This is a genomic window from Klebsiella oxytoca (genome assembly GCF_009707385.1).
Taxonomy (GTDB): domain Bacteria; phylum Pseudomonadota; class Gammaproteobacteria; order Enterobacterales; family Enterobacteriaceae; genus Klebsiella; species Klebsiella oxytoca_C.
In genome coordinates this window covers 4157215-4177608 of sequence record NZ_CP046115.1, presented here as the reverse complement: position 1 = coordinate 4177608, position 20394 = coordinate 4157215, and the positions used below count along the sequence as shown (strand labels likewise).

18 protein-coding genes and 5 tRNA genes are annotated in these 20394 nt (G+C 54.9%); 13 read left to right on the top strand and 10 right to left on the bottom strand.

Going from position 1 to position 20394, the window contains the following annotated elements; translation table 11 throughout:
• Positions 1 to 84: 84 nt before the first annotated feature.
• The 13 genes from alaS (at position 85) to GJ746_RS19395 (ending at position 9171) form a co-directional block, all read left to right on the top strand.
• The gene (alaS, locus tag GJ746_RS19455; protein WP_154681657.1) at positions 85 to 2712 is read left to right on the top strand and encodes an alanine--tRNA ligase; all 2628 of its coding nucleotides are present in this window, start codon (positions 85 to 87) and stop codon (positions 2710 to 2712) included.
• Positions 2713 to 2950: 238 nt separating this feature from the next.
• Positions 2951 to 3136 (top strand): carbon storage regulator CsrA, encoded by a 186-nt coding sequence (gene csrA / locus GJ746_RS19450; protein ID WP_000906486.1) that lies wholly within the window; start codon positions 2951 to 2953, stop codon positions 3134 to 3136.
• Between the two features lie 323 nt (positions 3137 to 3459).
• Positions 3460 to 3552: transfer RNA gene (locus tag GJ746_RS19445), tRNA-Ser, on the top strand.
• Between the two features lie 4 nt (positions 3553 to 3556).
• Positions 3557 to 3633, top strand: a tRNA-Arg gene (locus GJ746_RS19440).
• A gap of 60 nt (positions 3634 to 3693) precedes the next feature.
• Positions 3694 to 3770, top strand: a tRNA-Arg gene (locus GJ746_RS19435).
• Positions 3771 to 3964: 194 nt separating this feature from the next.
• A tRNA-Arg gene (locus GJ746_RS19430) sits at positions 3965 to 4041 on the top strand.
• A 193-nt stretch (positions 4042 to 4234) separates the two neighbouring features.
• Positions 4235 to 4311: transfer RNA gene (locus tag GJ746_RS19425), tRNA-Arg, on the top strand.
• A gap of 301 nt (positions 4312 to 4612) precedes the next feature.
• Entirely contained in the window at positions 4613 to 4927 is a 315-nt protein-coding gene (locus GJ746_RS19420) for a BON domain-containing protein (RefSeq protein ID WP_154681656.1), read from the top strand.
• A gap of 127 nt (positions 4928 to 5054) precedes the next feature.
• A complete protein-coding gene (yqaB, locus tag GJ746_RS19415; protein ID WP_154681655.1) occupies positions 5055 to 5621 on the top strand; it encodes a fructose-1-phosphate/6-phosphogluconate phosphatase in 567 nt (188 codons plus the stop codon).
• On the top strand, positions 5618 to 6046 hold the full coding sequence (locus GJ746_RS19410; protein ID WP_064397948.1) for a YqaA family protein: 429 nt from the start codon (positions 5618 to 5620) through the stop codon (positions 6044 to 6046). The genes yqaB and GJ746_RS19410 overlap by 4 nt, the downstream gene beginning before the upstream one ends.
• A 66-nt stretch (positions 6047 to 6112) precedes the next feature.
• Entirely contained in the window at positions 6113 to 7669 is a 1557-nt protein-coding gene (gene gshA, locus GJ746_RS19405; protein WP_154681654.1) for a glutamate--cysteine ligase, read from the top strand.
• Positions 7670 to 7834: 165 nt separating this feature from the next.
• Entirely contained in the window at positions 7835 to 8350 is a 516-nt protein-coding gene (gene luxS, locus GJ746_RS19400) for an S-ribosylhomocysteine lyase (protein WP_004104795.1), read from the top strand.
• Between the two features lie 53 nt (positions 8351 to 8403).
• Positions 8404 to 9171: an AraC family transcriptional regulator gene (locus GJ746_RS19395; RefSeq protein WP_154681653.1), complete on the top strand. Its 768-nt coding sequence runs from the start codon at positions 8404 to 8406 to the stop codon at positions 9169 to 9171.
• Here the strand turns inward: GJ746_RS19395 and leuA are convergent.
• The 10 genes from leuA to nrdF form a co-directional block, all read right to left on the bottom strand.
• Positions 9150 to 10826, bottom strand: coding sequence for a 2-isopropylmalate synthase (gene leuA, locus GJ746_RS19390; protein ID WP_154681652.1), 1677 nt, complete (start codon positions 10824 to 10826; stop codon positions 9150 to 9152). The genes GJ746_RS19395 and leuA overlap by 22 nt on opposite strands.
• A 144-nt stretch (positions 10827 to 10970) precedes the next feature.
• Positions 10971 to 12509, bottom strand: a complete 1539-nt coding sequence (gene emrB / locus GJ746_RS19385) for a multidrug efflux MFS transporter permease subunit EmrB (RefSeq protein ID WP_154681651.1) — start codon at positions 12507 to 12509, stop codon at positions 10971 to 10973.
• Positions 12510 to 12524: 15 nt separating this feature from the next.
• Entirely contained in the window at positions 12525 to 13697 is a 1173-nt protein-coding gene (emrA, locus tag GJ746_RS19380; protein WP_154681650.1) for a multidrug efflux MFS transporter periplasmic adaptor subunit EmrA, read from the bottom strand.
• 132 nt (positions 13698 to 13829) lie between these two features.
• A complete protein-coding gene (gene mprA, locus GJ746_RS19375) occupies positions 13830 to 14360 on the bottom strand; it encodes a transcriptional repressor MprA (protein WP_041146855.1) in 531 nt (176 codons plus the stop codon).
• Positions 14361 to 14451: 91 nt separating this feature from the next.
• Positions 14452 to 14787 (bottom strand): L-valine transporter subunit YgaH, encoded by a 336-nt coding sequence (ygaH, locus tag GJ746_RS19370; RefSeq protein ID WP_154681649.1) that lies wholly within the window; start codon positions 14785 to 14787, stop codon positions 14452 to 14454.
• Positions 14777 to 15523 (bottom strand): AzlC family ABC transporter permease, encoded by a 747-nt coding sequence (locus GJ746_RS19365; protein ID WP_154681648.1) that lies wholly within the window; start codon positions 15521 to 15523, stop codon positions 14777 to 14779. Before GJ746_RS19365 ends, ygaH begins: the two co-directional genes overlap by 11 nt.
• A 235-nt stretch (positions 15524 to 15758) precedes the next feature.
• Positions 15759 to 16754, bottom strand: coding sequence for a glycine betaine/L-proline ABC transporter substrate-binding protein ProX (gene proX / locus GJ746_RS19360; RefSeq protein WP_154681647.1), 996 nt, complete (start codon positions 16752 to 16754; stop codon positions 15759 to 15761).
• 71 nt (positions 16755 to 16825) lie between these two features.
• The gene (gene proW / locus GJ746_RS19355; RefSeq protein ID WP_154681646.1) at positions 16826 to 17890 is read right to left on the bottom strand and encodes a glycine betaine/L-proline ABC transporter permease ProW; all 1065 of its coding nucleotides are present in this window, start codon (positions 17888 to 17890) and stop codon (positions 16826 to 16828) included.
• Complete coding sequence (proV, locus tag GJ746_RS19350) at positions 17883 to 19085, bottom strand: glycine betaine/L-proline ABC transporter ATP-binding protein ProV (protein ID WP_154681645.1); 1203 nt, start codon at positions 19083 to 19085, stop codon at positions 17883 to 17885. Before proV ends, proW begins: the two co-directional genes overlap by 8 nt.
• A 345-nt stretch (positions 19086 to 19430) precedes the next feature.
• The gene (gene nrdF / locus GJ746_RS19345) at positions 19431 to 20393 is read right to left on the bottom strand and encodes a class 1b ribonucleoside-diphosphate reductase subunit beta (RefSeq protein WP_154681644.1); all 963 of its coding nucleotides are present in this window, start codon (positions 20391 to 20393) and stop codon (positions 19431 to 19433) included.
• Position 20394 lies beyond the last annotated feature (1 nt).

Here is a 20394-nt window from a genome sequence, read left to right as displayed (position 1 = left end):
CACTTTATTTTCGTGAGTAGCCTGCCGGTCGAAACTGGGTAGTGGCTGCCAGCGACATTTCGTTAGCTTGATTTCAGGATAATTATGAGCAAGAGCACCGCTGAGATCCGTCAGGCGTTTCTCGACTTTTTCCATAGTAAGGGACATCAGGTAGTTGCGAGCAGCTCCCTGGTGCCGCATAACGACCCGACCCTGCTGTTTACCAACGCCGGGATGAACCAGTTCAAGGATGTTTTCCTTGGTCTCGACAAACGTAATTATTCGCGCGCGACCACCGCGCAGCGTTGCGTTCGTGCGGGTGGTAAGCACAACGATCTGGAAAACGTCGGTTACACCGCGCGTCACCACACCTTCTTTGAAATGCTGGGTAACTTCAGCTTTGGCGATTACTTCAAACAGGACGCCATCAAATACGCATGGGAACTGCTGACCGGTGAAAACTGGTTCGCCCTGCCGAAAGAAAAACTGTGGGTGACCGTCTACGAAACCGATGACGAAGCGTTCGACATCTGGGCAAATGAAGTTGGCGTACCGCGTGAGCGTATTATCCGCATCGGCGACAACAAAGGCGCACCGTTTGCTTCCGATAACTTCTGGCAAATGGGCGATACCGGGCCGTGCGGTCCATGCACCGAAATCTTCTTTGATCATGGTGACCACATCTGGGGGGGCCCTCCGGGAACTCCGGAAGAAGATGGCGACCGCTATATTGAGATCTGGAACATCGTCTTTATGCAGTTCAACCGTCAGGCTGACGGGACTATGGAGCCGCTGCCGAAGCCGTCCGTTGATACCGGTATGGGCCTGGAGCGTATTGCCGCAGTTCTGCAACACGTTAACTCCAACTACGATATCGATCTGTTCCGCGATCTGATTAAGAGCGTGGCTAGCGTCACCGGTGCGACAGATTTGTCTAACAAGTCGCTGCGCGTTATCGCCGACCACATTCGTTCCTGCGCGTTCTTGATTGCCGATGGCGTTATTCCGTCGAATGAAAACCGCGGCTACGTGCTGCGCCGCATCATTCGTCGCGCCATTCGTCACGGCAACATGCTGGGCGCGAAGGATACCTTCTTCTGGAAACTGGTTGCCCCGCTGATTGAAGTGATGGGCTCTGCCGGTGAAGAGCTGAAACAGCAGCAGGCTCAGGTTGAGCAGGTGTTGAAAACTGAAGAAGAGCAGTTCGCCCGTACTCTGGAGCGCGGACTGGCGCTGCTGGATGAAGAACTGGCTAAACTGCAGGGCGACACGCTGGATGGCGAAACCGCTTTCCGCCTGTACGATACCTACGGCTTCCCGGTTGATCTGACCGCGGACGTTTGTCGCGAGCGCAACATCAAAGTTGATGAAGCGGGCTTTGAAGCAGCGATGGAAGAGCAGCGCCGTCGCGCGCGCGAATCCAGCGGCTTTGGCGCAGACTACAATGCGATGATCCGCGTAGATAGCGCATCTGAATTTAAAGGCTACGACAGCCTTGAGCTGAACGGCAAAGTGACCGCGCTGTTTATCGACGGTAAAGCGGTCGATAGCGTAAGCGCGGGCCAGGATGCGGTTGTGATCCTCGACCAGACTCCGTTCTATGCGGAATCCGGCGGCCAGGTGGGCGACAAAGGCGAACTGAAAGGTGCTGGATTCTCCTTCCAGGTCAATGACGCACAGAAGTACGGTCAGGCAATCGGTCATATTGGTAAACTGACCAGCGGTTCGCTGAAGATCGGCGACGCCGTACAGGCTGACGTCGATCAGGCTCGTCGCCAGCGTATCCGCCTGAACCACTCCGCTACGCACCTGATGCATGCGGCGCTGCGCCAGGTTCTCGGTACGCACGTCGCGCAGAAAGGTTCTCTGGTTAACGACAAAGCGTTACGCTTCGACTTCTCGCATTTTGAAGCGATGAAGCCGGAGGAGATCCGTGCGGTAGAAGATCTGGTGAACGCGCAAATTCGTCGTAACCTGCCAATCGAAACCAATATCATGGATATTGATGCCGCTCGTGAATCAGGCGCGATGGCGCTGTTTGGCGAGAAGTACGATGACCGCGTTCGCGTGCTGAGCATGGGTGATTTCTCCACCGAACTCTGCGGCGGTACTCACGCTGCGCGTACCGGTGATATTGGCCTGTTCCGCATTACGTCTGAATCCGGTACCGCAGCAGGCGTACGCCGTATCGAAGCCGTCACCGGTGAAGGCGCGATGGCTGTGCTGCACGCGCAAAGCGATCTGCTGGGCGATATTGCGCAACTGCTGAAAGGGGATACCCATAGCCTCGGCGACAAAGTGCGCGCCGCGTTAGAGCGTACGCGCCAGTTGGAAAAAGAGCTGCAGCAGCTGAAAGAACAGGCTGCCGCGCAGGAGAGTGCAAATCTCTCCAGTAAGGCAGAAGAGATTAACGGCGTTAAGCTGCTGGTCAGCGAGCTGGCCGGCGTTGAGCCGAAAATGCTGCGTACTATGGTTGACGATCTGAAAAACCAGCTGGGTTCAACGGTTGTCGTGTTAGCCACGGTCGCAGAAGGTAAGGTTTCTCTGATTGCAGGTGTGTCTAAGGATGTGACAGACCGCGTGAAAGCAGGGGAGCTGGTTGGTATGGTCGCCCAGCAGGTGGGCGGTAAAGGGGGCGGTCGTCCGGATATGGCGCAAGCCGGCGGTACCGATGCGTCTGCTCTCCCTGCTGCGTTGGCCAGTGTGAAAGGCTGGGTAAGCGCAAAACTGTAATAACTATAATCGCATAGATGCTGTGATTCTCGGATTACAGCATCTTGCGCGAGAAGTACCGATAACGATAAAGTCGGGTTGAAGTTGTGTATATCGGCTAAACTTAGGTTTAACAGAATGTGATGCCGTGACTGCTTACACCGTAGGGTGTTTGTCATCGCTTACTTTTTGGCGTTATATGATGGATAATGCCGGGATACGAGAGACCCGACTCTTTTAATCTTTCAAGGAGCAAAGAATGCTGATTCTGACTCGTCGAGTTGGTGAGACCCTCATGATTGGAGATGAGGTCACTGTGACAGTTTTAGGGGTAAAGGGTAACCAGGTTCGTATTGGCGTAAATGCCCCTAAAGAAGTTTCTGTCCACCGTGAAGAGATCTACCAGCGTATCCAGGCTGAAAAATCCCAGCAGTCCAGTTACTAAGGTTTTCGCGCCTCGCTATTTTGTGAGGCGCATCCTTCCACCTGCCGTTTTTTCCACTTTTTCTCTCCGACAGCTTCTCTTTTTTATCTATTATCAAGCATCCGCGACAGCTTTCTTTTACGTTAGCAGTGACGTAATCGCCAATTTCTTGTTGATAAAATACTCTTTTTGTCGTTTTCACAGGCTAATTGCGCGGTAAGTGTGCAAACGAAAAAAAGGTCTCGAAAAAAGGTTTGACTTATAAGTACCAGAAAGTAATATGTGCGCCATCGCAGCGACGAAGAGCAGAAACAAGTTCTTCGAAGCACTCGTAAGAGGCGTGTGGTGAGGTGGCCGAGAGGCTGAAGGCGCTCCCCTGCTAAGGGAGTATGCGGTCAAAAGCTGCATCCGGGGTTCGAATCCCCGCCTCACCGCCATTTTGCATCCGTAGCTCAGCTGGATAGAGTACTCGGCTACGAACCGAGCGGTCGGAGGTTCGAATCCTCCCGGATGCACCATCTTACTTGATACGGCTTTAGCAGCAGTATCAAAATCTGCAGTAAAGTAAGTTTCCCGATGCATCCGTAGCTCAGCTGGATAGAGTACTCGGCTACGAACCGAGCGGTCGGAGGTTCGAATCCTCCCGGATGCACCATATTCTCCGCGCTTTCAGCAATGAAGGAGTGGACGAGATGGCGGTAGTAGCCGCAAGCACTAGGAAGGATAACGTTGCTTTAGCAACGGCCCGAAGGGCGAGCCATAAGGCGAGTCATCCTCCCGGATGCACCATCTTACTTGATATGGCTTTAGTAGCGGTATCAATATCAGCAGTAAAGCAAGTCTCCCGATGCATCCGTAGCTCAGCTGGATAGAGTACTCGGCTACGAACCGAGCGGTCGGAGGTTCGAATCCTCCCGGATGCACCATATTCTCCGCGATAGTAGCAACACTGTCGTTGCATGGTCTGCGAGACAATCGCCAGCATCAGGAAGGATAACGTTGCTTTAGCAACGGCCCGAAGGGCGAGCCATAAGGCGAGTCATCCTCCCGGATGCACCATCTTACTTGATACGGTTTGAGTAGCGGTATCAATATCAGCAGTAAAGTAAGTCTCCCGATGCATCCGTAGCTCAGCTGGATAGAGTACTCGGCTACGAACCGAGCGGTCGGAGGTTCGAATCCTCCCGGATGCACCATATTCTCCGCGATAGTAGCAACACTGTCGTTGCATGGTCTGCGAGACAATCGCCAGCACCAGGAAGGATAACGTTGCTTTAGCAACGGCCCGAAGGGCGAGCCGTAAGGCGAGTCATCCTCCCGGATGCACCATACTCCAATGCAATCATCTTCTGCTCTTCCTTTTTCCTCAGGCATTTTAAACGCAATAATTCACTATCTTCTCAGTACTTTTTCCGTTGGCAACTCGCTCTTTCCACTATAATTTATCCCAGTATACTGACCTGATTCGGGGTGAAAAAAGTGCAAGGAGAGAAATCCATGAAATGGTTCAAAGCAATTTCCGCGTTTGGCGCGACGCTTCTGGTTGCCGTATCGCTTGCGGGTTGCGCAGGTTCGGCCACAAAGGAAAGTACCGGTGGATATATTGATGATACCGTCGTTACCACCAAAGTAAAAACGGCGCTCTTCAATGACAAAGAGATTAAGTCTTCGGAGATTAGCGTCCAGACCTTTAAAGGTCGTGTACAGCTCAGCGGCTTCGTCTCATCCGCTGACAGCGCCAAACGTGCGGTAGAAGTAACGCGCAAGGTGCAGGGCGTTCGCGTAGTTGAGAACGATTTGAGAATCAAATAAACGCACCAGACCACATTGAGATTTAGAAGGGCGCCACAGGGCGCCCTTGTTGCATCTACCTCTGGCAGCGACAAACCAGGCCTTTTGCGTTACAGTAACACCTTCTTAACCGGTTGATGAGAAGACGATGTACGAACGTTACGCAGGACTGATTTTTGATATGGATGGCACGATCCTCGATACCGAGCCGACGCATCGTAAGGCATGGGACGAGGTGCTTGGACGTTACGGTATGCGTTTTGATATGCAGGCGATGGTCGCGCTTAATGGTTCTCCAACCTGGCGGATCGCACAGGCTATTATCGAATTAAATCACGCTGATTTAGATCCTCATCGTCTGGCAGAAGAAAAAACCGACGCCGTGAAAGCGATGCTGCTTGATAGCGTTCGTCCTTTGCCGCTGATTGAGGTGGTTAAGGAGTGGCACGGTCGTCGTCCGATGTCGGTGGGTACCGGTAGCGAGAGCGCCGTTGCCGAAGCGCTGCTGGCTCATCTGGGCTTGCGTCACTATTTTTCGGCGGTGGTAGCCGCCGATCATGTCGCCAACCACAAACCCGCGCCCGATACTTTCTTACTTTGCGCCGAGCGCATGGGCGTAGCGGCGGAGAAATGCGTGGTCTTTGAAGATGCGGACTTTGGTCTGCAGGCGGCGAAGCGCGCCGGAATGGATGCCGTGGACGTGCGATTGCTGTGAGCGACTCGCTGTCGCTGATATCGCTGTTTGCCAGCAGCTTTTTGAGCGCAACGCTGCTTCCTGGTAACTCGGAGGTGGTGCTGATTGCCATGCTGCTGGCGGGGGTTAGCCAGCCATGGTTACTGGTTTTAATAGCAATAATCGGTAATAGCCTTGGAGGGGTAACTAACGTTATTCTGGGGCGCCTGTTTCCGCTGCGCAAAACATCGCGCTGGCAGGAGAAGGCATCCGGCTGGCTAAGACGCTACGGCGCGGTGACGCTATTATTAAGCTGGGCGCCTGTTATAGGCGATTTGCTGTGTTTACTGGCGGGATGGATGCGCATTTCCTGGGGACCAGTGCTCTTTTTTTTATGCCTTGGCAAAGCATTACGCTATATCGTCGTTGCGGCGATAACGCTTCAGGGCATGACGTGGTGGCACTAATTGGACTGATTGTTCAACCATTACAATTATGCTAATTCAAACGATTTCGACAGGCGGGAGGTCAAATTGATCCCGGACGTATCACAGGCGCTGGCCTGGCTGGAAAAAAATCCGCAGGCGCTGCAGGGTATTCAACGTGGTCTTGAGCGCGAAACGCTGCGCGTTAATGCTGACGGCACGCTGGCTACTACCGGTCATCCGGAAGCGCTGGGCTCAGCGCTGACTCATAAATGGATTACCACCGATTTTGCTGAAGCTTTGCTGGAATTTATTACGCCGGTTGATGGCGATATCCAGCATATGCTCACCTTTATGCGCGATGTTCATCGCTATACCGCACGCCATATTGGCGACGAGAGGATGTGGCCGCTGAGCATGCCTTGCTACATCGCGCCCGGCCAGGATATTGAACTGGCACAGTATGGCACCTCAAATATCGGTCGTCTGAAGACGCTGTATCGCGAAGGGCTGAAGAATCGCTACGGCGCGCTAATGCAAACCATCTCCGGCGTGCACTTTAATTTCTCTTTACCGATGGCTTTCTGGCAGGCTAAGTGCGGCGTTGAGGATGCTGAAAGCGGTAAAGAAGCGATTTCAGCAGGCTATTTCCGTTCCATTCGTAACTACTACCGTTTTGGCTGGGTTATTCCATATCTGTTTGGCGCCTCTCCGGCAATATGCTCGTCGTTCCTGCAAGGGAAGCCAACGACGCTGCCGTTTGAGAAAGCCAGCAACGGCATGTACTACCTGCCTTATGCGACCTCTTTGCGCCTGAGCGATCTGGGCTATACCAATAAGTCGCAAAGCAATCTCGGAATTACGTTTAACGATCTGTACGAGTATGTGGCAGGATTGAAGCGGGCGATAAAAACGCCTTCCGAAGAGTATGAAAATATCGGACTGGAGAAAGACGGCAAGCGTCTGCAAATCAACAGCAACGTACTGCAGATCGAAAACGAGCTGTACGCGCCGATTCGCCCGAAACGCGTAACCCGCAGCGGCGAAACGCCGTCCGACGCGCTGCTGCGCGGCGGCATTGAGTATATTGAAGTTCGCTCTCTGGACATCAACCCGTTCTCACCGATTGGCGTAGACGAGCAGCAGGTACGTTTCCTCGATCTGTTTATGGTCTGGTGCGTGCTGGCCGACGCGCCGGAAATGAGCAGCGACGAGCTGCTGTGTACGCGCACCAACTGGAACCGCGTGATTCTCGAAGGCCGTAAGCCGGGCCTGACGCTGGGGATTGGCTGCGAAACCGCTCAGTTCCCGCTGGCTCAGGTGGGTAAGGATCTGTTCCGTGATTTACGCCGCGTGGCGCAAACCCTGGATAGCATCCACGGTTGTCAGGCCTATCAGCAGGCCTGCGATGAGCTGGTCGCCTGCTTTGATAATCCGGAATTAACCTTCTCGGCGCGCATTCTGCGTTCTATGCTTGAAGAGGGGATTGGCGGTACCGGCAGAGAGCTGGCCGAGCAATACCGGACGATGCTGCGCGAGGAGCCGCTGGAAATTTTACGCGAAGAGGATTTTGTCGCCGAGCGTGAGGCGTCGGTACAGCGTCAGAAGAAAGTGGAAGCAGCGGATAGCGAGTCGTTTGAAGCGCTGCTGGCAAGGCACGCTTAGCTTTACGAGCGGTAAAAAAGAAAACGGCCACATCACTGTGGCCAAACTTTCATCTCTGATTCAGGGATGATGATGATAATAAATGCGCGTCTTTCATATATTCAGACTCGCGGCCTCAAAAAGAGTTCATTTTATTTTTAAAAAAATCACTATCGGAGGTGAAGAATGCCGTTGTTAGATAGTTTCACAGTCGACCATACCCGAATGGAAGCGCCTGCGGTGCGTGTCGCGAAGAAAATGAACACGCCTCACGGCGATGAAATCACCGTTTTCGATCTGCGATTCTGCGTGCCAAATCAGGAAGTAATGCCGGAAAGAGGCATTCACACCCTTGAGCATCTGTTTGCCGGCTTTATGCGCGATCACCTGAACGGTAATGGTGTGGAAATTATCGATATCTCTCCGATGGGCTGCCGTACCGGGTTCTATATGAGCCTGATCGGTACGCCGGACGAGCAGCGCGTCGCGGATGCCTGGAAAGCGGCGATGGCCGATGTGCTGAAGGTGAAAGATCAGAACCAGATCCCGGAGCTGAACGTATACCAGTGCGGAACCTATACCATGCACTCGCTGGAAGAAGCCCAGGAAATCGCTCGCCATATTATTGAGCGCGATGTCCGTGTCAACAGCAACGACGAGCTGGCGCTGCCGAAAGAAAAACTGCAAGAACTGCATATCTAGCGTTTCCGCTACGGCCCGGCGAGAGCGTCGGGCCGCTATTGCTCAATGCCGCCATGTCGACGACTTTAAGCCTCAACTTCGAACACCGTTCACTGGTACCCTTTGCCCATGATTATGCTCATGGCGATAGCGAACCCTGGCATCAGCACGATTGCGCCCAGCTATTACATATTCTCAGCGGCGTAGTGCGGGTTGAAACCGCGCAGGGTTATTGGGTGGCGCCGCCGGGACGAGGTGTCTGGCTGCCCGCCGGTACACCGCATACTCTGCGGGTTACGGGAGCCGCTGCTGCGCGAACCCTGTTCATTGATCCTTTCGCGCGCGCCGATCTTCCTTCAATCTGCCAGATTGTGCAGGTCACTCCGCTGCTGCGTGAACTGATTATCGCGTCGCTGACGCTGGCGGAATCTTATGCGCCAGGAAGTCGAGATGAACGAATTTACGAGCTGATCCTCGATGAGATTCGCGGTATGCCGGCGCTACCGTTTGGTCTGCCGGAGCCGCAAAGTGAAACGTTGCGCCGTTTATGTCAGAAGGTGAGGGAGGCGCCGGGTGAATCCTGGAGCAGCACCGAGGCGGCGAAAGAGAGCAGCATGAGCGCGCGCACGCTGAATCGTCATTTTCAGCAGCAAACGACACTCACCTGGAGCGAATGGGTGCGCCGGGCGAAGCTGATGGAAGCGCTGGTTCGCCTGGCGCAGGGGCATTCGGTACTTCGGGTGGCGCTGGATCTCGGCTATGGCAGCCATAGCGCTTTTAGCGCCATGTTTCGCCGGGTCATCGGCATGGCTCCCAGCGACTACTTCCGCTCGCCGGAGTAATGGCTTTCCCTCATCGCATTGCACAGCGCCTGTAACGAAGCGCGCGCCACGTCGTTATCAATTCCCACGCCCCAGCGGCTATTGCCATTCGGGAAAACGCAGCGAATATAGGCCACTGAACGGCTGTCGCTGTGTTCACCGAGAGTATGCTCGTGATAATCTTTGATAACGAAGTTTTGCTTCAATAAGCCGCTCAGGCCGCTGGCGGCAGCGGATAGCAGGCCATTGCCGCGGCTGTGCAGTCGTCGCGTTTCCCCTGAAATACGCAGGGTCGCCTGCAACGAAAGCTGTCCATCCTGCTGGCTATCGCTGTTGTAATCCAGCAGCGCGATCGGTGGGTTGGGCACCAGGCCATAGCGGGCACGAAACAGCTGCCACAGCGCGTTCTGGGTCATCTCTTTACCATGTGTATCGGTTTCCCGCTGTACGTGCAGGCTAAAATCCTGCTGCAGCGTACGCGGCAGCTTCAGGCCATGATTCTGTTCTATCAGCCACGCGCTACCGCTTTTGCCAGACTGACTATTGACGCGAATCACCGCTTCGTAGCTACAGCCGATATCCTGCGGGTCGATAGGCAGGTAGGGCATTTCCCAACGATCGCCGGGCTGGCGGGCATCGAATCCCTTTTTAATTGCATCCTGATGAGAGCCGGAGAAGGCGGTATAGGCCAGGCTTCCGGCCCATGGATGGCGCGGATGAACCGGGATCTGGTTGCAGCTTTCGACGACTTCGACCACCCGGTTCATTTCGGAGAATCTAAGCCGGGGATCGATTCCCTGGCTGTAGAGATTCATCGCCAGCGTCACCAGGCAGACGTTACCGGTGCGTTCACCGTTGCCGAACAGGCAGCCTTCAACACGGTCGGCTCCGGCCATCAGCGCCAGCTCCGCGCTGGCGACGCCGGTTCCCCGGTCGTTATGCGGATGGACGCTGATGCATACATCGGCGCGGCGTGAGAAATGGCGACAAAAATACTCAATTTGATCGGCGTAAACGTTAGGCGTATTTACCTCCACCGTCGCGGGGAGATTGATAATCATCGGCCGGTCGGCGCAGGGCTGCCAGATTTCCGCCACCGCTTCGCATATCTCCAGCGCGAATTCAGGCTCGGTGAAACAAAAGGTTTCCGGAGAATACTCGTATTGCCAGCGGGTCAGCGGCTGCTGTTCACACTGCTGGCGGATAAGCCGGGTGGCGCGCGTCGCCAGCTCGACGACCTGCGCTTTGTTCATCCCGAAAACCAGCTCGCGGAACAGCGGCGCGGTGGCGTTATAAAGGTGAACCGTGGCGCTGTGGGTATTGCGAAGCGATTCGAACGTCTTGAGGATTAAATCCTCCCGCGCCTGGGTCAGCACCTGGATGGTGACGTCCTGCGGTATACGCTGTTCTTCAATTAACTGACGCACAAAGTTGAAGTCGGTTTGTGAGGCGGAAGGAAAGGCGACCTCAATCTCTTTGAATCCACACTCCAGCAATAAATCCCAAAACTGCAGCTTGCGCGCGCTATCCATCGGCTCGGCCAGCGCCTGGTTGCCGTCGCGCAGATCGGTGGAGAGCCAGCGGGGGGCGTGGGTGATTTGTCGTTCCGGCCAGCGACGGTCGGGCAGAGCGACAAGCGGATAGGGGCGGTATTTTTCACCGGGTTGAGTCAGCATGATTTTCTCCTTTTTAGCGAATCTTTATCGTGCATGACCCGACGAAAAGGCATCTCCAGCAAACTGGACATAAACTAGCGCAAACTGGACAACCTGCGTAGCAGGCAATAAAAAAGGGATCCGCAGATCCCTTTAAATCAAGCCTTAATGCGCGCCGCCGCCGCCGCCCCCGGCGCTAAACGGCGGTCTGGCAAACCATACCAGCCCCAGCAGAAGGATAAATATCGCCGCCGAGAGCCAGAAAATTTCGTTGGCGGAGATAATTAGCCCCTGATTGGTTATCTGCTGCGCTATCCAGCCGGACGCCTGCTGTTGCGTCATCCCCAATCCCAGCAGCTGGTCATATATCTGCTGGGCGTTGGGGTTATACGGCGTCACCGATTCGGTAAGCTGGGCATGGTGCAGCGCCTCGCGGTTCGTCCACATGGTGGTGGTAATCGAGGTGCCGATGGAACCCGCCAGCGTACGCGTAAAGTTCGACAGGCTCGATGCCGCCGCCAGCCGTTCCGGCGGCAGGCCGGATAAGGTGATGGTGGTCAGCGGCATAAAGAAGCAGGCCACCGCGAAGCCCTGGATAAACTGCGGCCATGCCGAAGCGCCGAAGTCCATACCCGGTTCGAAGGTCCAGGCGCGCCAGTAGAAACAGACCGCGTACATGATAAAGCTGAAGGTGACCAGCCGACGCATATCCAGCTTGTGGGCAAAGCGGCCGATAATCGGCGAGAGGATCACCGGGATCACCCCGACCGGAGCCGAGGCCAGACCGGCCCAGGTGGCGGTATAGCCGTAGACCTCCTGCAGTAGCTGTGGCAGCAGCACAATAGCGCCGAAGTAGAGCATATAGGCAAGGCTGATACACAGGCAGCCGATAGTAAAGTTTCGCGACTTAAATAGCGACAGGTCGACTATCGGGTTGTCGTCGGTTAGCTCCCAGACGATCAGGAAGCTTATCGCCACCACCGCGACAATCGTCAGGATGATGATCTCGTTGGAGGCGAACCAGTCCAGCTCTTTACCCCGGTCGAGCATTACCTGCAGGCTACCGATACCGATAATCAGCAGCGCCAGGCCCACGCCGTCGATCCGCCGCTGTTCAGTTCGGGTTTCCCGGTTGCGCAGGGTTTGCAGCGTCATTACCACCACGGCGATACCAATCGGTACGTTGATAAAGAATATCCAGCCCCAGTGGTAGTTATCGCTGATATAGCCGCCGAGAATCGGGCCGCAAATTGGCGCCACGATAACCGTCATTGACCACAGCGCCAGCGCGATGGAGCGCTTAGCGGGCGGGTAGTTGCTGAGCAGCAGACTTTGTGACAGCGGGATCAGCGGACCGGCGACGATCCCCTGAATCACGCGGAAGAAAATCAGCATCGTCAGGCTGTTCGACATGCCGCAGGCCCAGGAGGCGATAGCGAACGCCACCGTTGACCAGAGAAACAGCTTCACTTCGCCAACGCGCTTTGCCAGCCAGCCGGTAATCGGAATGGAGATAGCGTTCGCCACCCCAAACGAGGTGATAACCCAGGTTCCCTGGCTCAATGAAGAGCCAAGGTTACCGGCGATGGTGGGGATAGCCACGTTAGCGATTGTGGAGTCCAGCACCTGCATAAAGGTCGCGAGCGACAGCGCAATGGTCATAATGACCAGCTGCGCGCCTTCCAGCGGTTTTTGCTGTTGCATTACGCTCACCCCGAATTATCCGGCGTTGGCCTGGATGATGTCGTTTATTAGCTTGTTGACCGGCTCAAGGCCGATTTCGCGGGCATTACTTTCGTATACCGGGGAGCTGCGCACCTGGCTTGCCAGCATCTCGCCGCCGCGGTCGGAGGTGTTTACCTCAACCAGCGTCGACAGGCCGATGCGCAACGGGTGCTCTGCCAGCTGTTTTGCATCCAGCTCAATACGTACCGGCAGGCGCTGGACGACCTTGATCCAGTTACCGGTGGCGTTTTGCGCGGGCAGCAGCGAGAAGGCGCTACCGGTCCCCATATCGAGGCCGACGACTTTACCGGTGTATTTCACATCGTCGCCGTAAATATCGCTGACCACGGTAGCCGGCTGACCAATACGCATGTGCGCCAGCTGCGTTTCTTTGAAGTTGGCGTCAATCCACAGGTTGGTTGCCGGTACGACGGCCATCAGCGGGGTAGTGGTGGTGATTTGCGCGCCGGGCTGTACGGAACGGCGAGAAACGTAGCCGCTAATCGGGCTGACGATCTTCGTCCGCTGCAGGGCCAGCCAGGCGTTACGCACTTCGGTGGCCGCCTGCAGCACCGCAGGCTGTTGTTCCAGCCTGGTACCCAGAACGATCGCCTGGTTGGCGTTGTATTGCTGAATCGCCACGTCCAGTTCGGCCTGCGCGCTGGCAACCGTGTCGCGCGCATGCTGCAGCTCTTCGCGGCCAATCAGGTTGGCGGCTCCCAGTGGAATACGACGGTTAAGGTCGGTTTGCGCCTGGGAAAGCGCGGTTTTTTTCACTTCGATATTGGCCTGCAGCTGCTTGCTGTTGATCATTTGCTGGCGAGTTTGACGTACGCTGGCGGCCAGCTGGGTTTGCGCTTTTTCAAACGCCTGCTGGGCATCGGTCTGGTCGAGGGTGACCAGCGGATCGCCTTTTTGCACGTAGTCGGTGTTGTCGGCCCAGACTTTCGTCACGCTGCCGGACACCTGCGCCATAATTTGTACCTGGTTCCCCGCCACGTACGCGTCATCGGTCTCTTCAAAATGACGCAGTACCAAAAACCAATAAACCCCGTATGCCACGGCAACAATAATAAAGAGCAAGGTCAGCAGCAGAAGGGCGCCTTTACGCTTCCCTTTTTTGCTGCCCGGTTGCTGCGGGGTTTGGCTCTCCGCATTTGCGCTCATGTTATTCTCCACGATCTTATTATTTCACATCGGCTGAGCCGACCTGTTTATCAGAAAGGCCAGCAGAAAATCTGCTGGCCTGTCCGTTTTCCTTGTCAATCCAGAAAAAGTGTTGAGCGGTTGGTTCCGCGCTTAGCGCAGAGACTCCGCAAGCACGCCATCCTCTTCCATTTGGTCGAGGCGACCAAGCAGCTTACGGGTGATGTGCTCGAGCTGATCTTTTTCGCTGGTGCTTAAAGAAGACCAGAGCTGATGCAGGCAGTTGTGCTGCGGCGGTAATACTTCACGCAGGAATTGATGCCCTTTATCGGTAAGTTGTAAATGCAGGCAGCGACGATCGTTATCGCTTTCGCGGCGCTCGATCCAGCCGCGCTTTTCCAACTCGTCGGCGATGCGCGTGGCGTTGGTCCGTGACGATCCCAGGGCGCAGCTCAGCTCAGAGGGCTGAATGCTGTGATTTTCCTGAGACTCAAGCGTGATCAGCGCCATAAACAATGTCTCGTTAATCCCTTGCGCTTTCAGCATCTTGTTGCGATTTTCCAGCAGTTTCCCCTGCATATGCATGCAAAGACGGGTGAGCAGAATTTCCTGAAAAGGGAAGTCTTCGTGACGGCTGGCGCGGAACTTGAGCATTTGCTCAATGGGAGTAAACGAACTATCCATTTTGGTTATGACCTCATTAATTACAGCCGATATAATAACTATTGTGACAAATAAATCAAATGAATTATTGACAAAAATTTATACTTTAAGCTTATAGCCATGTGCCGATTTTCCAGACAACACCGTAGGTTAGCGCGCTCAAAAGCGTTGGCATAATGATGCTGCGCGTTTTCCAGAAGGCGATGCCCAGCGCGATGAAGCCGGCTAATGTGGGCAACAGACGGCGGGCGTCGTGAAGAATTTCCGGCACGCTGGAGACCACGAGCAGCGCGCAAATGGAGGCGATGCCGATGGTGTCCAGCAGTACGCTGACCGGCCCGCGACGCGTCGGACGCGCGTTTCCGGCGCGCAGGCGCAGAGGCAGATAGCGGAAGAGATAGTTCACGCAGCCGACCAGCACGCCGAGAATCAGGACATTACTGTTCATCGGGCATCCCCTGAATGCTGGCCTGTACCAGAGCGATCAAACAGCCGCAGACAATCCCGGCAAGGATAGCGGCGGGGATGGAAAACAGAATAATTCCTCCCAGCGCTCCTGCCAGCGCGGCGGTAACGCTAAGTGATTGTTTACGCTGGAAAGAGGCAAGTAAAAAGCTCATAAACAGCGCCGGAAGCATAAAGCTCAACGCTGCCTCCACTGCGGGAAAACCGGTCAGCAGACCGCTGCCTGAGTATGCCCCTACCACAGTGCCGAAGACCCATGAAGCCCACGACATAAAAGCGATACCGATCATCCAGTTTTCGCTCCAGCGGCGATTATCGCGTACCAGTTTAGCGGTGGCGGCGGCAAACACCTCATCGGTCAGACCGAATGCCCAGATCGCGGTTTTTTTCTTGCTCATTGCACTCTGAATACGGCTGCGCAGGGACGGGCCGTAGAGGACGTGGCGAACATCCATTGCCATAACGGTGAGCGCCGCGACCCACAGCGAGCTTCCCGCGGCCAGCATCGCGGTGATCACAAACTGGCTGGCGCCAGCGTAGATAATGCAGGAAAAGAACAGGCTTTCCAGCGGAGTGAAGCCGAGCTTAGTCGCGTTGAGGCCAAAAGCGAAGGCCACCGGAATATAGCTAACGACAATCGGCAGACTGTCTTTTATGCCTTCGGCCAGACCGGCCTCGTTAGCGGGGAGAGTTTGCGTCAATGCGTCAGGGTTTTCCATGGAAATAGCTTATTAATAACTCACGTGAAAATCACACGATAAAACAGGTGGATTAACCTTAGCAGAGAGCGGCGCGGCTTAACAGTATTCGGGATAATATGCTTAAAGTTATGCACATTTTTTGCATATAAACCCATCGGTTGGGGAGGGGGGATGATGGCGAACCTTGCACTATCAGGCAGAACACCCGGAAAAGGCGGGGGCCTTTTCCGGGATACGCGATAAAAGCGGGGGATTACTTCTGCGCGGCCAGCGCTTCGTTCACCCAGCCGTCAAACTGCTGCTGGTGGGCTTTGATCCAGCCGTCAACGTGGCCCTGGATATCCGCTTCTGAACCATGACCCGCGTGCATCATGGCGTTTTCGGCGTTGATATCGGCAATCGGCAGCTTCATGATGCTAAATAGCTTCGCCGCCGCCGGGTGTTTCTCGGCCCAGGCTTTGTTGGCGACAATATGCATCGTGTTCACCGGGAAACCATAGTTCATACCGTTTGGCAGCCTGGTATCAATATCTTTCTGCTCGCCCGGCAGGGAAGAGAAAGGCACCTGCAGCCAGACCACGTCTTTACCCGGTTTCAGTACGTCGCTGACCCAGTAAGGCGTCCAGGTGTAGTAGATCACCGGTTTGCCCTCTTTATAGCGGGCGATGGTATCAGCCATCATCGCCGCATAGTTGCCCTGGTTGTGCACGACCGTCTTGCTCAGGCCATAGGCATCAATCTGATGGTTGATAACCGCTTCACAGCCCCAGCCGGGCGTACAGCCGGTCAGGTCGGCTTTGCCGTCGCCGTTGGTGTCAAACAGTTTGGCGATTTTCGGATCTTTAAGCTGATCGATAGATTTGATGTGGTACTGCTCCGCCGTTTTCTTATCAATCAGGTAGCCCTGGGCTGCACCGGTCACAAAAACGCCTTCACGGTAAAATTTCTTATCGCCACCGGCGGCTGCGTACATATCGTCGTGCAGCGGCTGCCAGTTGGTAGCGATGTAGGTGGTATCGCCTGCGGCGATAGAAGTGTAGGCGACGTTATAGTCGACTTCGCTCGGCTTCTCGACGGTATAGCCGAGCTTTTCCAGCGCGCGGCTAACCAGCAGAGTCTGGAAGGTCTCTTCCGAAATAGTGCTCTGCGCCGGTTTAACGGTAATGCCTTTGCCAGGCAGATCCGCCGCAAAGGCGGTGGTGGAAATGAGGGCGGTAAACGCTGTGGCAAGGATCGCTGTATGTCGCATCGTTGTTCCTTTTATTCATCAGATGGGAAGTTCATCCCCCCCGACGGCACGACTGCCGGGGAGGTGAGCTCTTATTTACAGAAAGGGCGAGTAATCAGCCCCAGCGGGCCGGTTGTGTACCAGCGGCGGTTGCCGCGGCTGCGTGAATCCCGTCCTACGGCCTGAGTCAGACGGTCAAGAATAATGGCAAGAATGACGATCCCGACGCCGCCGACGGTGGCGAGACCCATATCCAGGCGGCCAATGCCGCGCAGTACCATCTGGCCGAGACCGCCTACGGCGATCATCGAGGCGATAACCACCATCGACAGGGCCAGCATCAGCGTCTGGTTAACTCCGGCCATAATGGTCGGCATGGCCAGCGGCAGCTGAACTTTAAATAACAGCTGACGGGGGCTGGCGCCGAATGAGCGTGAAGCTTCAATCAGATCTGCTGGCACCTGGTTAATCCCCAGAATGGTCAGGCGAACGATCGGCGGCAGGGCGAAGATAATTGTCACCACAACGCCCGGAACGTTACCGATACCGAACAGCATGACGATAGGCACCAGGTAGACAAACGCCGGCGTGGTCTGCATTGCGTCGAGCAGCGGACGGATAATTTTCGCCGCTCGTGGGCTACGCGCCAGCCAGATCCCAAGCGGCAGGCCGATCAGCATACAAAACAGCAGCGCGGTCAGCACCAGCGCCAGGGTCACCATCGCCTGCGACCAGGCGCCGATAGCACCGATGGCGATAAGCGAAATCAGGGTTGCGGCACCCATGCCGACGCTGGAGATTTGCCAGGCGATCAGCGAGAAAATAATAATCGCCACCGGTGCCGGCATACCCAGCAGCAGCTGCTGAAAGGCGCTCAGGATATAATCCACCGGTACGCGAATCCCCTGGAAGACCGGGCGGAAATGCATCACCACCCAGTCGATACCGTGTGTGACCCAGCTATCGAGCGGAATAAGCGTTTTATGGAACGGATCCATAATATTGAAATGTTCCGGCTGCGGCGCGGGCGCGCTGGTCAGCCAGTCAGCGCCGCCGCCATCGGTTGGCGCCGGCGTCGAAGTCCCCCAGGCGTCGGCGGATTGCGCTGCGCTATCCGCCGCTGGTGCGGTGTCCCATGGGTTAGATTGATCAGCCATTGTTTGTCCCCTCGCGATCTAAAGCCTGCAGCAGCATACGTTTGGAAATGATGCCGATGTACTGTTGCCCTTCGTCGATAACCGGCACCGCGCACGGTGCGTGACCAACGTTGGAGAGCAGCTCGCTGAGCGGCGTTTGCGCATCGACCGCCTGCGGGGAGTCGAGTAATGCCGCATCGATTCCCTGGCCTTCGCTCAGGGCGGCCTTCAGGGAATCAATGGAAACAATGCCGACAAACTTATTACCGCGTTCGATAACGTAGCCATATTCGCGGTCTTCATCCTGCAATAATTTCAGCGCTGAACGCGGGCCGAAGCCGGGCGTTTTACGGATCAGACCGACTGGACTACGGCGGGCAATATCTTTGGCGCTGAACACCTGGCTAATATCGACACCGCGGAAGAAGGTACGGACATAATCATTAGCGGGATTATTGAGTATTTCATCCGGCGTACCGACTTGCACCACTTCACCATTTTGCATAATGGCAATACGATCGCCGATACGCATTGCTTCATCGAGATCGTGAGAAATAAACACTACGGTGCGTTGATGTCTGGCCTGTAATTTCGTCAGCTCATCCTGCATTTCGGTACGAATTAGTGGATCGAGCGCCGAGAATGCTTCATCCATTAACAGGATATCGGGGTTAATCGCCAGCGCCCGGGCAAGGCCTACGCGCTGACGCATGCCGCCAGAGAGCTCGTCAGGATATGCATGAGCATAGTTTTCCAGACCGACCTGTCGCAGCGCTTCCAGCGCTTTTTCCTGGCGTTCCTGAGTCGGCACGCCTGCCAGCTCCATGCCGAAGGCGGCGTTGTCGAGTACGGTCATGTGAGGCATAAGCGCAAATGATTGAAAAACCATTGCGATTTTTTTTCTGCGCACCTCGCGGAGTTCGGCATCAGAGATTTTCGCGATATCGACACCGTCGATCAGGACCTGGCCACGGGTGGGTTCAATCAGGCGATTGAGAAGGCGAACCATGGTGGATTTCCCCGATCCGGAGAGCCCCATGATGACGAATATCTCGCCTTCTTCAATGGTCAGACTGGCGTTTATTACGCCAAGCGATAACCCCGTTTTTTCCAGTATTTGTTCTTTCGAAAATCCTTTTTCGATATATTTGAAAGCCCTCTGTGGGTGCTCGCCAAATATCTTGTAGAGATTCTTGATTTCTAATTTAATTGCCATGCAATAGAGCGTTTCCTGTTATTTATTAATATCGATAAAGTACCTGGTGGTGATAATTGCTTTTTTACACCCTAACATACTGAGAATCTGTGACAACCCTTAATCTCGGGTTGCCACGGAAATTCGAAAGGCGAATTTTCGGTGCATCCCCCGTGATATAAGGGCTGAGCACGAATTGCCTGTAGTCGATATTTTTTAGCTATGTTGGGTTAATTCTGGCGAAAATCGATAGCATTCTACTGAATATGACACGGTGATGACGGAAAGATATTGAGTGAGATGAAAACGGATAATGTGAAATAAATCACCAGGAAATATATCGATATATTCCCGGTGAAAGTAAGGTTAAAAGTCCCAATCATCGTCGGCGGTTTCTTCCGCTTTTCCCATCACATACGACGATCCAGAGCCAGAGAAGAAGTCGTGATTTTCATCGGCGTTCGGTGAGAGCGCGGCGAGGATCGCCGGGTTGACGGCGGCCATTTCCGCCGGGAACAGCGCTTCATAGCCAAGGTTCATCAGCGCCTTGTTGGCGTTGTAGCACAGGAAGGCGTTGACCTCCTCAATCCAGCCGCTATCGGCGTACAGCTCGCGGGTGTAGGCCAGCTCGTTGTCGTACAGATCCATCAGCAGATCGAGAGCGAAGTTTTTCAGCTCTTCGCGCTTTTCGTCGCTGACAATCTCCAGCCCTTTCTGGAATTTGTAGCCAATATAATAGCCATGCACCGCTTCATCGCGAATGATCAGGCGAATCAGATCGGCGGTGTTGGTCATTTTGCCCCGGCTGGAGAAGTACATCGGCAGCCAGAATCCGGAATAAAAGAGGAAAGATTCGAGAAACACGCTGGCGATTTTTTTCTTCAGCGGTTCATCGGACTGATAATACTCCAGCATCAGCTGTGCTTTGCGCTGCAACGGCGCGTTGTGTTCGCTCCAGGCATAAGCGGCATCAACGTCTTTGCTCTGGCAAAGGGTTGAGAAAATCGAGCTGTAGGATCGGGCGTGCACCGCCTCCATAAAGCTGACGTTAGACAGCACCGCTTCTTCATGCGGGGTGAGGGCATCGGCCATCAGCGCCGGGGCGCCAACGGTGTTCTGGATAGTATCAAGGAGCGTCAGCCCGGTGAAGACGCGAATCGTCAGCTGCTGCTCCACCGGGGTAAGCGCTTGCCAGGCGGGAATGTCGTTGGATAGCGGTACCTTCTCCGGGAGCCAGAAGTTGCTGGTCAGCCGGTTCCAGACCTCCAGGTCTTTGTCATCCTCAATTTTGTTCCAGTTAATGGCGCTGATGCGCGATATATGGGTCATC

Coding starts and splice junctions, on each gene's coding strand:
- leuA (WP_154681652.1), bottom strand. CDS start 10,826: ATGCTGACTCAACCCGGTGAAAAATACCGCCCCTATCCGCTTGTCGCT.
- nrdF (WP_154681644.1), bottom strand. CDS start 20,393: ATGACCCATATATCGCGCATCAGCGCCATTAACTGGAACAAAATTGAG.
- mprA (WP_041146855.1), bottom strand. CDS start 14,360: ATGGATAGTTCGTTTACTCCCATTGAGCAAATGCTCAAGTTCCGCGCC.
- emrB (WP_154681651.1), bottom strand. CDS start 12,509: ATGCAACAGCAAAAACCGCTGGAAGGCGCGCAGCTGGTCATTATGACC.
- csrA (WP_000906486.1), top strand. CDS start 2,951: ATGCTGATTCTGACTCGTCGAGTTGGTGAGACCCTCATGATTGGAGAT.
- proV (WP_154681645.1), bottom strand. CDS start 19,085: ATGGCAATTAAATTAGAAATCAAGAATCTCTACAAGATATTTGGCGAG.
- emrA (WP_154681650.1), bottom strand. CDS start 13,697: ATGAGCGCAAATGCGGAGAGCCAAACCCCGCAGCAACCGGGCAGCAAA.
- yqaB (WP_154681655.1), top strand. CDS start 5,055: ATGTACGAACGTTACGCAGGACTGATTTTTGATATGGATGGCACGATC.
- GJ746_RS19395 (WP_154681653.1), top strand. CDS start 8,404: ATGTCGACGACTTTAAGCCTCAACTTCGAACACCGTTCACTGGTACCC.
- GJ746_RS19365 (WP_154681648.1), bottom strand. CDS start 15,523: ATGGAAAACCCTGACGCATTGACGCAAACTCTCCCCGCTAACGAGGCC.
- ygaH (WP_154681649.1), bottom strand. CDS start 14,787: ATGAACAGTAATGTCCTGATTCTCGGCGTGCTGGTCGGCTGCGTGAAC.
- proX (WP_154681647.1), bottom strand. CDS start 16,754: ATGCGACATACAGCGATCCTTGCCACAGCGTTTACCGCCCTCATTTCC.
- luxS (WP_004104795.1), top strand. CDS start 7,835: ATGCCGTTGTTAGATAGTTTCACAGTCGACCATACCCGAATGGAAGCG.
- alaS (WP_154681657.1), top strand. CDS start 85: ATGAGCAAGAGCACCGCTGAGATCCGTCAGGCGTTTCTCGACTTTTTC.
- proW (WP_154681646.1), bottom strand. CDS start 17,890: ATGGCTGATCAATCTAACCCATGGGACACCGCACCAGCGGCGGATAGC.
- GJ746_RS19420 (WP_154681656.1), top strand. CDS start 4,613: ATGAAATGGTTCAAAGCAATTTCCGCGTTTGGCGCGACGCTTCTGGTT.